Raw genomic sequence first — 12851 nt, forward strand, 5'->3', positions numbered from 1 at the left:
GTGCGAGTGTGTCACGTCCATTCCAGAACGCCCTTCTTCCAGGCGTAGAGCAGCCCGACCGCGAGGAAGCCGATGAAGACGAACATCTCCACCAGCGTGGCCATCCCGAAGCCGGCGGCGGCGAAGACCGTCGCCCACGGGAAGAGGTAGATCGCGTCGACCGCGAAGATGACGTAGAGGAACGCGTAGACGTAGTAGCGGATCTGGGTGTGCGCCCAGCCCTCGCCCACCGGATCGACGCCGCACTCGTAGCTGAGGAGCTTCTCCGGCGAGTAGACCACCGGGCGGAGCAGGCGGTTCGCGGTGAAGGACACCGTGATGAAGAGCACGCCTACGACGAGCAGCAGGCCCACCGCCGCGTACGCGTCGAAGTAACCACTGCCCACTGCGGGGTCGGCAGCGGCCAACTGCCCGTTCATGCCCTCGCCTCCACATCGCGGTACGTCGGACGGTCCGGACCCGCCCGGCCGGGCGGATTCCCTGGGGTTCCGTGCGGTTCTTTACATATCCATAACCATGGCTAGGCGTGAGTCTAAGTGCAGCGCTGAAGTCCCCCTGCACCCTGCTCGGCCCGCAAGACACTCCGTGGACAGCGCGTTCCGGGTGCCGCCCTCGCCACAGTGCCCACACCGGGGTGGGGATAACCCCCGCCCGAAGACACGTACCACCACCATGGTCGCGGGGACGGGCCGGCGGGGATGCTGGTGCCCACGGCGGTCACCGAGGGGCCGCTCGCGAGCTGTTCAGTAGGGGTGCGGCGGTCCGGTCGGCCCATGGAGGAGAGGAGAGTACGGGCGATGGCGGGAGTCGGTGTGGGTGAGAAGGGGGTGCGGCCCGGCAAACCCCCGCTGTACGGCGCGAAGCTCTGGGGTCAGGTGCAGCACCTGCTCCTCAACTTCCCCCTGGGCCTCATAGGGTTCGTCTTCACCGTTGTCATGTTGTCCACCGGGTTGGGCCTCGCGGTGACGGTGGTCGGGCTTCCGCTGCTCGCCGCCGGGCTGGCCGGGGCCCGGGCGCTCGGGGCGCTGGCGCGGCGGCGGGCCAGGCTCGGGCTCGGCGTGGAGGTGGCCGAGCCGGCCCCACTGGTCACCAGCCGGCCGGGGGTGGCGGGCTGGGTGACGGCGAGTCTGACGGACGGGCTCAGCTGGCGGTCCGCGCTGTACAGCTTCCTGCTGCTGCCCTGGGGCGTGCTCAGCTTCGCGTTGACGCTCACCCTGCTGGTGGTCGGCTGGCCGGTGCTGCCCTGGGCGATCGGCGGCCTGGCGGCGGTCGACCGGATACTCATCGGCAGCCTGCTCTGCCCGACGGCCCTGTCGATGCGGGTCCGCGAGCTGGAGGACGACCGGGGTGCGGTGGTCGACACCGCCGCCGCCGACCTCCGGCGGATCGAGCGCGATCTGCACGACGGCGCCCAGGCCCGGCTGGTGGCGCTCTCGATGGACTTGGGCCTGGCCAAGGAGCGGCTGGCCGAGGCCGAGTCCCCCGAGAGCGTGGCGGTGGCGGCCAAGATGGTGGGCGCCGCGCACGGCGAGGTCAAGCTGGCCCTGCAGGAGCTGCGCGATCTGGCCCGGGGCATCCACCCGGCGGTCCTGACCGACCGCGGCCTCGGCCCGGCCCTCTCCGCGGTGGCGGCCCGGTGCACCGTGCCCGGCGGGGTGCAGGTGCAGGTCGAGCTCAAGGGGCCCGACGGCACGGTGGAGCGGCCCGATTCGGCGGTGGAGGGCATCGCCTACTTCACCGTCAGCGAGCTGCTGACCAACGTCTCCAAGCACGCCCGGGCGCGCAGCGCCTCGGTCGAGGCCTGGCGCCAGGCCGACCGCCTGATGGTCCAGGTCCGCGACGACGGCCGGGGCGGCGCCGCCGCCTACCCGGGCAGCGGCCTGGCCGGCCTCACCGAGCGGGTCGGCGCGGTGGACGGCGTCCTCCTGGTCGACAGCCCCGAGGGCGGCCCGACCACGGTCACCATCGAGCTCCCCTGGCACACCCGGGCCACCCGCCGGTAGCACCCTCACCCAGGGCCGCTCCACCCACCGGCGGCGTTCCCGACGCCGGCCGACACCAGCCGGTCCCGCCCCTCTCCCCCTGCCTCTCCCCCACCCCGCGCATGACCGGGCCCGGTGGGCGCCCGACCCTTGCGCGGTAGGCGGCCACCGGGCCCGGGGCCTGGCGGGTGTGGAGCGGGAGGCGGGAGCGGTCAGAGGCTGCCGAGTGTGGCGTCGGCGGTCTTGGTCTGGCCGTCCCGCTGGTAGGTCACGGTGACCTTCGCCCCCGGCTGGAGGGCGGCCAGCGCCGTGGTGAGCGAGCTGAGCGTGGTGACCGGGGTGTCGCCCAGCTTGGTGATCACGTCACCCGGCTGGAGGCCGGCCCCGGCCGCCGCGCCGCCCGAGGCGACGGTGACGATCACCGCACCGGAGGGCTTGAAGTCACTGCTGAAGTAAGTGCGCGCGGTGATGCCCAGCGCCGCCCGGCCGGAGTTGCCGACCTTGCCGTCCTTGATCAGCTGGTCGGCGATGCTGGTGATGGTGGCGGCGGGGATGGCAAAGCCGATCCCGGGGGCGGCGCTGCCGTTCATCTCCTGGTCGACGGCGGCCAGGGTGTTGATGCCGATCACCTGGCTGGCCAGGTTGACCAGGGCGCCGCCGCTGTTGCCGGGGTTGATCGCGGCCGAGGTCTGCACCATGTTGCCGATGGTCGCCCCGGGCGAGTCCGTCGAGCGGGGTTCGGAGACGGTCCGGCCGGTGGCGGAGACGATGCCCTGGGTCACCGAGGAGGAGAGCCCCAGCGGGCTGCCCATCGCGAGGGTGATCTGGCCGACGGCCACCTTGCTGCTGTCCGCGAAGGTGGCCGGCTTGAGGCCGCTGGGCGGGCTGCTGAGCTTGATCACCGCCAGGTCGGAGTCCGGGTAGCTGGCCACCAGGGTGGCGTCCAGGCCCTTGGTGCTGTTGGCCAGCGTCACCGTGAAGGTGGTGGCGCTGCCGACCACGTGGGCGTTGGTGACGATGTCGCCCTTGGTGTCGTACACGATGCCCGAGCCGAGCCCGGAGGCCGTGGTGATCTGGACCACCGAGGGCAGCACCGCGCCGATCACCCGCTAGTAGTCGTCCTGGAGCTGGTTGCTGGTGTTCGGCGCCGCCGTGCTGGCCGAGGCCGAGGCCGAGGCGGAAGCCGAGCCCGAGCCCGAGGAGGAGGCACTGGCCGCCGAGGAGGACGAGGAGGAGCTGCTGGTGCAGCCCGTCACCACCAACCCGGCCAGGGCCAGCGCCGCGCCGGTCAGCAGCAGCCGGGGGCCGGTCGGCCGGGGGCCGGCCGGGAGCGGGCGGGTGGTGGGTTCCTTCTTGCGGTGCACCTGGGCTGCCTCCGGTTCCGTACGCAGGACCGGCCCGAGGGGATGGCGCCTCAATTCGAAGCAGACGGCCGGACTTTGTCAGCATTTCACCGTTATGTCCGTTTCCGCAGCCCGACGCGCCCGGGATTCCGCCACCCGCACCACGCGCACCGGTGGCGCCGCGGCGCCACCGCCTGCCCCTCAGGACTCCAGCAGCGCGAAGAGCTCCTCCCAACGGGCCGTCACGTGCTCGGGCGAGTACCGCCCGATCGCCTGCCGGGCCCGTTCGCCCATCGCCTCGCGCAGTTCCTGGTCGTCCATCAGCCGGCCGAGCCGCTGGGCCAGCACCGAGGTGTTGCCGGTCGGGGCGAGCAGGCCGTCCTCGCCGTCCCGGATGATCTCGTGCACGCCCGGGGCGCAGTCGAAGGCCACGCAGGGCACGCCGCAGGCCATCGCCTCCATCAGCGACAGCGGGAAGCCCTCGCCCCGCGAGGAGAGCGCGAACATCGCCGCCCCCGCCAGGGCGCCCGGCACGTCGTCGGTGCGGCCGGCGAACTCCACCGACTCGTCCAGGCCGAGCGCCGTGCACTGCGCCTTGAGCGCCGCCTCCTCCTCGCCGAGGCCGAAGATCCGCAGCCGCCAGCCGGGCCGTCGGTCCACCGCCGTGGCCCAGGCCTCGAGGAGCAGGTCGTAGCCCTTCTCCTGGGCCAGCCGGCCGATGCTGACCACCACCCGTTCGGCCGGTTCGGCAGCGGCGGGCCGGACGTCGAAGGGCAGCGGGTTGGGGATGCCGCAGGTGGAGTTCATGCCCTCGCGGATCCAGGCGTCGGCGTCCTCGTCGGTGAGCACCACCAACCGGTCCACGTCGGCGTAGTGCCGCTTGACCCGGCCGAAGCGGGAGGAGGCCTTGCAGGTCTCGAAGGACTCGTGGCTCATCCCGATCACCTGGAGCCCCTTGAGGTCGGCCCGGGCCACCCACTCCATCGCCCAGACCTGGGTGACGATCACCACCGCCCCCGGCCCGGCGGCCCGGAACATCGCGCTCATCCGCTCCGCAGCGGCCCGCACCCCCGCTGCCCGCTCCGCCTCGCGGCGGCGGGCCCGGGCGTCCAGGCGCTGCCAGGGCAGCTTGGGCGCCCAGGCCGGCGCCGGGTGCTCGGCGTAGAGGGTGGTCATCCCGTACGGGAGGTCGTCACCGAAGTCCTGGTGCAGCACCGCCGGGGTGATCCCGATCAGCTGCACCCGGTGCCCGCGCCCGGTGAGCAGCCCGGCCATCCGGTGCGACCAGCTGGAGACCCCGCCCAGCTCGTCCACGCTGTTGCTGACGATGAAGATGTCGCGGCTCATCGGCCCTCCTCCGTCCTGCCGGTGCGCGGGAACATCAGGTCGGCGATCCGGGCCGCCGCGTCCCCCCGGTCGTACTCGCCGTACTCGGCGACGAACCGCCGCCGCTCCTCCGCGTACTCCTTTTCCACCGCGTCCAGCTCCTCCAGCGCCTCGAAGAGCCGCTCGGCGTCCCGCAGCACCGGGCCCGGGGCCTCGCGCAGCAGGTCGAAGTAGGTGCCGCGGGTGGATTCGGCGTACTCCTCCCAGTCATAGGCGAAGAAGAGCATCGGCCGGTCGAGCAGGGCGTAGTCGAACATCAGGGAGGAGTAGTCCGTGATCAGCGCGTCGGAGAGCAGGTAGAGCGGGGTGACCTCCTGGACCTGCGAGACGTCGATCACCCGGCCGCGCACCGAGGGCGGCAGCACCACCTTGTCGAGGTAGTGGCAGCGCACCAGCAGGGTCAGCCGGTCGCCGAAGCGCTCGGCGAACCGCTCCACGTCGAAGGGCAACTCGAACGGGCGGGCCACCCCGGCGCCGTCCGAGCGGAAGGTGGGGGCGTAGAGCACCACCGGGCGGGAGAGGTCGATGCCCAGCTCCCCCGCGAGCTGACGGTCCTTCGCCGCGCCCTCGCGCACCAGCGCGTCGTTGCGCGGGTAGCCGGTGCGCAGCAGCTGCCGCTCGGTGATCCGGTAGGCCGGGGCGAGGGTGCGCACGTCGTGCTCGGAGCGGACCACGAAGTGGTCGAAGCGGTCCAGGCCGGCCTGGTACTCGGCCTGGCGGGCCGGGCTCTGGCGCTTGAGCGAGGCCAGGTCGTAGCCCATCTTCTTGAGCGCCGAGCCGTGCCAGGTCTGGATATAGGTGGTCTCGGGCCGCTTGCGCAGCCGGTACGGGTACCCCTGGTTGTCCACCCAGTACTCGGCCTGGGCCAGCGCCCGCAGGTACTCCCAGGACCAGCGGCGGACCAGCTTGGCCCCCGAGGGGAAGCCCTCGGCGCTGCGCGCGTAGGACCAGACGGCCGTCATCGGCGCACCGCGCCGCGCCAGCTCCTCGTACACCGCGCGCGGGTTGTCGCTGTACTGCTTGCCCTGGTGGCTCTCGAAGACCACCTGGCCCTTGACCACCGGCAGCTTCTGCAGCACCTGGTGGTAGACCTTGAGCTTGGTGTCCCCGTCGGCGAGCTTGCGCTTGAGCTTGAGGCCGCCGCGCACCGTGCGGCGGGCCCGTTCGGCGGCGGCGTTGGCCAGCGCGCCGGCCTCGCCGCGCACCGCCCGGTCGAGCAGGTCGGTGGCCCGGCGGGCCGGGGCCGATTCGGCGGCGAGCTCGAAGGTCAGGTGGTCGCGGTCGGAGCGCTCGGGCCGCAGCCGGTCGCCGGTGAGCCTGGTCAGCCGGGGCCGCACCCGGGAGGCCTCGGCCCCGGCCAGGTCGTAGCTGCCGACGGTGATCCGGCTGACGGTCCGTTCGCCGTCGACGGTGAGCACCAGCCGCACGTCCCAGACCCCGTCCACCACGCCGAGCGGGCGCAGCCGCTTGGCCAGGTCGGCCCGGCCGCGCCAGTGGATGCCCTCGCCCTCGTGCCGCACCTCGGCCACCGGGAAGGCGAAGGTCTGCAGCCCGCCCCGGCGGGCGGTGAACTCCAGCCTGGCCGCGAGCCTGGCCCCGGCCGGGATCCGTCCGAGCGGGTTGACCACCCGTCCGGCCAGCTCCACCCCGTACGGGCCGAGCGCGTACCGGGTCAGCTGGTTGCGCAGGAAGAGGGTGCCGAGCGGCGCCGCGTGGTAGCCGGCCTCGGTCACGTCGAGCACCCGGCGGCCCTCGGGGTCGTCCAGGTGACGGCCCGTCCAGTAGACCCGGCCGTCCCGCTCGGCCAGCGGGCTGGAGAGCTTGTCCCGGTTGATCAGGGTGTCGATCGCGGGCAGCAGCTCGGCCCAGTCGTCCCGGGCGAGCAGGTACGCGCAGATCCGCTGGATGGCCGGGGTCTCGGCCACCGCCTCCGGGTCGAGCCCAGCCAGGTAGGCCCGGGCGTGCTCGGCGAACTCCGCCCGGAAGCTCTCCGGGAGGAACGGCAGGTCGCGCAGGTGCAGCACCAGGTCGTGCTTGAGGAACTTCACGTCCTTGCGGTACTTGAGCTCGACCATGCCCCGGTCGGCCAGCATCGCGTCGATCCGGCGGTGGATCTCCAGCCGGTCGGTGAAGTTGCGGATCTCGTGCCGCCGGTTGGAGAGCGAACGCTCACTGCCCTTGGCCGGGGCGGCCACGTCCCACCAGTAGACCCGGTTGGGGATCAGCGTGATCCGCTCGGCGGCCAGGTACGCCTGGGCCGAGAAGAGCAGGTCCTCGTAGAGGATCCCGACCGGGAACTCCAGGCCGGCCCGGAGCAGGAACTCCCGGCGGTACGCCTTGTTGGTCGAGAGGGTGTCCCAGACCAGCAGGTCGGGCAGCTCGGTGATCGAGTCCAGGGTGCGGGTGCGCCGGTAGATCCACGGGTACCAGGCGTCGGTCTTGCCGTGCCGGCTGCCCAGGAAGCGGCGCACGCTCAGCCCCGAGACCAGCTCGGCCCCGGTGCGCTCGCCCGCCTCGTAGAGGTTGCGGCAGGCGTGCGGGTCGAGCTCGTCGTCGCTGTCCAGGAACATCACGTACCGGCCGCGCGCCTCGGCCACACCCCGGTTGCGCGGCGCGCCGCACCCACCGCTGTTCTCCGCCAGCCGGAAGGCCCGCACCCGGGCGTCCCCTTCAGCGAGCCGTTCGGCCACCGCGAAGCTGTCGTCCGTGCTGCGGTCGTCGACGATCAGCACCTCGACCCCGCGCAGCGACTGCGTCAGGGCGGAGCGGACGGCCCGGGGCAGCCGGACGGCGTCGTTGTAGACGATGACGACGACACTGACCAGCGGGTCCGGTTGGCTGGAGGGCATGCAACGGTCCTTGCTGTATGCGGGCAATTCCACTGATTCTGCCACTTTCGTGCAAGGCTGCGGCCCCACCTCCCAGGGGCGCGGGGAACGGCGCGGGCATCCCCAGGGGCGTGTACTCAGCGCGCCAAGGCCCGCCGCAGCCTGGCCCTGACGACTTCCCACCCACCGCGGACGCCGTCGGCGACCCGAAGCCCCAGCTCCCCGTTGTTGGTCTCGTACGACTGCACGAGAGCGATCCGCGCCAGCGGCCGGTACACCACCGCGTGCTGCTTCCCCCCGCCCGGCCGCACCGCCGTCGTGGCCGCCGAGCCGTCGGCATAGCGCAGCGTCAGCCGCAGCGCCCAGGAGGTCATCTCGCCCACGTCGCGCAGCTCGAAGGCGTCCACCACCGCGCCGGCCGTCCAGCCGCCGGCCGGGTGGTCGGCCAGGGTGAGTGTGCGGCGGAGGGCGAACGGCGGGCCGACCCGGGTGCGGAGTTCGAGTTCGGCGCCGGTCGGGTGGGCGGCCGAGACCAGGCCGTACGGGTCGTGCAGGCGCAGCGTCAGTTCGGTGGCGCGGGCGAGCCGGGCGGTGCCGTCCACCGCGAGCGGCAGCCGGGCCGGGGGCAGCTTGGTGAGGCCGGTGAGCGGGACGCCCTCGGCGAGCAGCGGGGTGCCGTCCGGGTCGGCCAGGTAGGGCGGGGCGAGCCGGGCCGGGTTGGCGGCGAGCTCGCCGAGGCGGGCCAGCTCGGTGCCGCGGACGGGCTCGGGGCGGGCCAGCAGCAGCGCGGCCACCCAGCGCCCGGCGGGGGTGGCGGCGGCCAGCGCGGCGGGCTCGAAGGTCTCCAGGTGGGCCCGGGCCACGGGCCACCAGGCGGCCCGGTAGTCGGCGGGCTTGTGCCGCAGCTCACGGACGTACATCCGCAGGTCGTGGTCGACGAACTTGGTCTGCGCGGCGGTGGCCAGCCCGGGCTCGCCGGCCTCGGCGAGCAGTCGGACCACCTCGGCGTGCGCGTCCACCCGGTCCTGCCAGTTGCGGATCTCGTCCCGCCGCAGCGAGATCGACTGCCGCCCGGCCTCCCGCCGCACGTGCCAGAGGTAGACCGTCTCGCCGACCGCGACCAGCCGGGGCGAGGCCGCGTAGAGCCGGGCGGTGAAGGCGAAGTCCTCGTAGTGCACCGCGCCCTCGGCGAAGCGCACGCCGTGCCGCTCCAGGAAGGCCCGGTCGTAGAGCTTGTTGACGCAGAGGGTGTCGCGCAGGAAGGCCGGGTGCGAGCGGATGCCCTCGTAGCGCCGGGGCGGGGCGCCGACGGCCGGGAAGAGGTCGCGCTGCCAGGGGGTGTCGGTGCCGGCCGGCAGTTCGCGCCGGACGCAGACCCCGGCGACCACCTCGGCCCGCTCGGCCAGCGCCGTGGCCAGCAGGGTGCGGGCGGCCTCGGGGGCGAGCACGTCGTCACTGTCGAGCAGCATCACGTACGGGGTGCGGGCGGCGGCCAGGCCCTCGTTGCGCGGGGTGCCGCAGCCGCCGCTGTTCTCGGTGCGGGTGATCACCCGGACGCGGGATTCGGCGGCGGCCAACCGGGCGAGCCGGTCCGGGGTGGCGTCGGTGGAGGCGTCGTCGACCACGATGACCTCGGCCACACAGGGGCCCTGGTCGAGCGCCGAGCGCACCGCCTGCTCGATCAGCGCGGCGTCGTTGTACACGATCACCACCACGCTGACCTGCGGTGTTTCGCCGGGGCTCCTGCCGGTCATCCGCGACTTCGCCCCTCATTCCGTGCGCCCTCATCGGGTGTGCGGCACGCCTGGAGGCCCCGCAAGCCGTCTGTGATCGTACCGGACGGTACGCGCCGAGTGCCCGATTACCACCGTTCGCCCCGCCTGTCCGATTGTCCGGCCTTCACCCCACCTCGCCCCAGGGGTTCCCCGGTTCTCCCCCTGAACCCCCAGCTTTCTCCCCCCTTGCCCTCATCCGACCTCAGGAGGGCACGGCCGTGCCGTAGAACGCGTCCAGCGCGTAGACGCAGCGGTCCTTGCTGCCCACGAAGACCCGGCCGCCGACGGCCACCGGCGAGCCGGTGAGCTCGCCCTTGGTGCCCAGCTCCCAGCGGAGCCGACCGGTGGTCAGGTCCAGGGTGTGCAGCGAGTGGTCGCGGCTGCCCACGTGCACCAGGCCGTCGCCCACCGCCGGGGTGCCGACGATCTCGCCCCGGGCCCGGTAGCGCCAGCGCTCCCGGCCGGAGGTGGTGTCGAAGGCGTGCAGGGTGTCGCCCGCCGAGACCAGCGCGGTGCCCGCCGAGAGCACCACCGGCTCGGCGCCCTGCCGGCCGCCCGTCCGACCGCGCCAGCGGTCCCGTCCGGTGGCGGCGTCCAGGGCGTAGACGGTGCCGAGGTAGTCGGCCACGTAGACCGCCGCGCCGTCCAGCGCGGGCGGGGTGAAGAGCACCACCGCCGCCTCGAACCGCCAGCGCTCGGCCCCGGTGGCCGCGTCCAGCGCGTGCACCCGGTGGCCCGCCGTGACGTACAGCACGCCGCCCTGCTCCACCGGGCGCGAGGGCACGTCCCCGCCGACCGGGAAGGACCAGCGCAGCCCGCCGCCGCGCGGGTCCACGCAGCGCAGTCGGCCGCCGCCGTAGTAGTAGACCGCCCCGGCCACCAGGGCCGGGCCGGACTGCGGGTTCTCGTAGTCCTGCTGGGCGTCCTCGGCCCGCCAGAGCTCGGCGCCGCTGGCGGCCGAGCGCAGGTGCACCCCGCCGCCCCGGGTGCCGCAGCAGAGCACCCCGTCGGCGGCGTCCAGGGCGTAGACCCAGCCGTCCAGCGAGCTGCGCCAGCGCTCGGTGCCGTCGGCCACGTCCACGGTGTAGAGGTGCGGGCCGTCGGCGGCGTGCACCCGGCCGGCGTCCACGGCCAGCGCCCAGGCCACGTCCCGGGTCTTGTAGCGGCGCTGCCCGGAGCCGATGTCCAGGGCGTGCACCTCGAAGCTGGAGACGAAGAGGGTGCCGTCGGCGACCACCGGGGTGCCCCAGACGTCGTTGGACATCCGGAACCGCCAGGGCCGCCAGCGGGCCGGCGGGGCCGCCCGGCGGACCCAGTCGGTGGCCGGCGGCGCCGCCGCCGTGCCGTCCGGGTGCTCGACGCGGGGGCCGGGCCCTATCCGGACGTCGCCGGGCAGCTGCACCTCCACCGCGCTCGGCTCGCTGCTCCGTCTGCTGCGCCCGGCCAGCTTCTCGGTGGCCGCGTCGGCGTCCAGCACGGCGCTCGGCTGCACCGGGCGGGGCTGCACCGGACGGGGCACCGGCGGCGGCCCGGCCGGGGGCGGCGGGGCGAGCGGACGCTGCGGGGGTACGTTGCGCCGACCGCGCCGACGCTCGATCAGGTCGAGCGCGGCGGGCGGCAGCCAGTCGCCCGCGTCCCCGGCCGCGTCGTCCCGGGAGAAGAGGTGCGGGGCCAGCTCGGACTGGATCTGAGCCGGAGTCGGCCGGTGCTCGGGGGCCGGGCGCATGCAGGCCCGGACCAGGTCGACCAGGTCCACCGGCAGGCCGGAGAGGTCGGGCTGGTCGCGGAGCAGTTGGAAGACCGTCTCGACCGGGTTGGCCCCGTGGTACGGCGCGTGGCCGGTGGCGCAGAAGACGAGGAGCGAGCCCAGCGAGAACACGTCGCTGGCGCCGGTGACGCTGCGGCTGTCCCGGGCCTGCTCGGGCGACATGTAGGCGGGGGTGCCGACGGCCACGTTGGTCATGGTCAGCCGGGAGCTGGAGACCCCGGCGGCGATGCCGAAGTCGATCACCCGGGGGCCGTCCTCGACCACCAGCACGTTGGAGGGCTTGAGGTCACGGTGCACCAGACCGGCGGCGTGGATGGACTGCAGCGCCTCGGCGATCCCGGCGATCAGCCAGCGGGCGGCGTCCACCGGCAGCGGGCCGCACTCGGTGACCAGGTCCTCCAGCGAGGGGGCCGGCACGTAGGCGGTGGCCAGCCAGGGCACCCGGGCGTCCGCGTCCGCGTCGACCACGGCGGCGGTGTAGAAGCCGCCGACCGTCTTGGCCGCGGCGATCTCCCGGGCGAAGCGCACCCGGAACAGCTCGTCCTCGGCCAGCTCCCCCCGCACCGTCTTGATCGCCACCCGGCGGCCGGAGGCCGACCTCGCCAGGTAGACCAGCCCCATCCCGCCCGCGCCGAGCCGCCCCAGCACCTCGAAGGGCCCGATCCTGCGCGGATCGTGCGCCGTCAGCTGGTCCACTCCGCTGCCACCTCCCCGTCGCCCCACCGCCCCGGACCGGACGGTCTGCCGGGCGGGTGCGCCACCCTCAGGCGGGTGGGCCGCCCCGATTCTCCAATGCCCGCCCCGCCGGAGCCAATCTCCCCCGCCGCCCGCGCTGTTTCTCCCCCGCCCCGGGCCCGAGTTCCGCCTCCGGCGGCAGGAAGGTGACAAGGACCCGGCCACCTGCGCGCTGCGGTCTGACGGTCACTCTGCGCGACCCGAGCCCCCCTCAGCCGACCCTTCGTCACGCTGTGGGTTCATCAGCACACGGGGGGGCTCCGAAACCGGTTGTGGACGCGCCGTGAATATCCGGGCACACGCTCCCTTAGCACCCCCGGGCGGAGTAATAGTCGCATCACCGAATCGCGGCAAGATCGTGCCACGGTAAGCTGACGGCATGACAGGACAAGTTCGCACCGTCGACGGTCGCGTCGCCGGGCGACGCGGACAGGAGACGCGGCAGAAGCTGCTCGACTGCCTCCGCGAGATGCTCAGCACGTCGCCGTACCGGGACGTCAAGGTCATCGACGTCGCCCGTATGGCGGGTACCTCCCCCGCGACCTTCTACCAGTACTTCCCCGATGTCGAGGGCGCCGTCCTTGAGATCGCCGAGGAAATGGCCGAGGACAGCGGCGGGCTCAAAGAGCTCGTCGATGGAAAGTCCTGGGCGGGAAAGACCGGCTTCGCCACTTCGGAAGAACTGGTGGACGGATTCCTCGCCTTCTGGCGCAAGAACGACGCCATTCTCCGAGTGGTCACTCTCGGTGCGGCCGAAGGGGACAAGCGGTTCTTCAAGATCCGCATGAAGGTCCTCAACTCGGTCGTGGCCCCGCTCACCGAAGCGGTGCGGGGCAACCAGGGCAAGACCGACAAGACCGTGGAGCCGGCCGCCATCGCCGGTTCGCTGGTCTCGTTGCTGGCCTCCGCCGCCGAGCACTCGAAGGCGTTCACCTCCTGGGGCGTGAAGGTCAAGGACCTCAAGCCCAACCTGGCGCTCCAGGTCTACCTGGGTGTCACCGGAAAGAAGCCGCCCAAGTAACCAGACCTCACCT

Annotated in this window: 7 protein-coding genes and 1 pseudogene; 2 read left to right on the forward strand and 6 right to left on the reverse strand. The window is 73.4% G+C overall.

Features of this window, described 5'->3' with window-relative positions:
- Nucleotides 1-11: 11 nt before the first annotated feature.
- On the reverse strand, nt 12-419 hold the full coding sequence (locus tag CFP65_RS15415; RefSeq protein ID WP_104816637.1) for an NADH-quinone oxidoreductase subunit A: 408 nt from the start codon (nt 417-419) through the stop codon (nt 12-14).
- 378 nt (nt 420-797) lie between these two features.
- On the opposite strand from CFP65_RS15415, the gene CFP65_RS15420 reads away from it, so the two are divergent.
- On the forward strand, nt 798-2003 hold the full coding sequence (locus CFP65_RS15420) for a sensor histidine kinase (protein WP_174805537.1): 1206 nt from the start codon (nt 798-800) through the stop codon (nt 2001-2003).
- Between the two features lie 191 nt (nt 2004-2194).
- On the opposite strand, the pseudogene CFP65_RS15425 reads toward CFP65_RS15420, so the two are convergent.
- The 5 genes and pseudogenes from CFP65_RS15425 to CFP65_RS15445 form a co-directional block, all read right to left on the reverse strand.
- A pseudogene (locus tag CFP65_RS15425) lies at nt 2195-3280 on the reverse strand (S1C family serine protease).
- 246 nt (nt 3281-3526) lie between these two features.
- On the reverse strand, nt 3527-4672 hold the full coding sequence (locus CFP65_RS15430; protein ID WP_104816639.1) for a glycosyltransferase: 1146 nt from the start codon (nt 4670-4672) through the stop codon (nt 3527-3529).
- A complete protein-coding gene (locus CFP65_RS15435) occupies nt 4669-7560 on the reverse strand; it encodes a bifunctional glycosyltransferase family 2 protein/CDP-glycerol:glycerophosphate glycerophosphotransferase (RefSeq protein WP_104816640.1) in 2892 nt (963 codons plus the stop codon). Before CFP65_RS15435 ends, CFP65_RS15430 begins: the two co-directional genes overlap by 4 nt.
- 116 nt (nt 7561-7676) lie before the next feature.
- On the reverse strand, nt 7677-9293 hold the full coding sequence (locus CFP65_RS15440; RefSeq protein WP_104816641.1) for a glycosyltransferase family 2 protein: 1617 nt from the start codon (nt 9291-9293) through the stop codon (nt 7677-7679).
- Nucleotides 9294-9516: 223 nt separating this feature from the next.
- Nucleotides 9517-11778 carry a serine/threonine-protein kinase gene (locus CFP65_RS15445; protein WP_104816642.1) on the reverse strand — a complete coding sequence of 754 codons (2262 nt, stop codon included), beginning with the start codon at nt 11776-11778 and terminating at the stop codon, nt 9517-9519.
- A gap of 418 nt (nt 11779-12196) precedes the next feature.
- Here CFP65_RS15445 and CFP65_RS15450 point away from each other — a divergent pair, with 418 nt between their 5' ends.
- Nucleotides 12197-12838, forward strand: coding sequence for a TetR family transcriptional regulator (locus CFP65_RS15450; protein WP_104816643.1), 642 nt, complete (start codon nt 12197-12199; stop codon nt 12836-12838).
- The last annotated feature ends 13 nt before the right edge of the window (nt 12839-12851 follow it).

It is taken from the genome of Kitasatospora sp. MMS16-BH015, assembly GCF_002943525.1.
GTDB lineage: Bacteria > Actinomycetota > Actinomycetes > Streptomycetales > Streptomycetaceae > Kitasatospora.

Excerpts from the sequence above, each read along its gene's own strand:
- CFP65_RS15415 (WP_104816637.1), bottom strand. The coding sequence starts at position 419 with ATGAACGGGCAGTTGGCCGCTGCCGACCCCGCAGTGGGCAGTGGTTAC.
- CFP65_RS15420 (WP_174805537.1), top strand. The coding sequence starts at position 798 with ATGGCGGGAGTCGGTGTGGGTGAGAAGGGGGTGCGGCCCGGCAAACCC.
- CFP65_RS15430 (WP_104816639.1), bottom strand. The coding sequence starts at position 4,672 with ATGAGCCGCGACATCTTCATCGTCAGCAACAGCGTGGACGAGCTGGGC.
- CFP65_RS15435 (WP_104816640.1), bottom strand. The coding sequence starts at position 7,560 with ATGCCCTCCAGCCAACCGGACCCGCTGGTCAGTGTCGTCGTCATCGTC.
- CFP65_RS15440 (WP_104816641.1), bottom strand. The coding sequence starts at position 9,293 with ATGACCGGCAGGAGCCCCGGCGAAACACCGCAGGTCAGCGTGGTGGTG.
- CFP65_RS15450 (WP_104816643.1), top strand. The coding sequence starts at position 12,197 with ATGACAGGACAAGTTCGCACCGTCGACGGTCGCGTCGCCGGGCGACGC.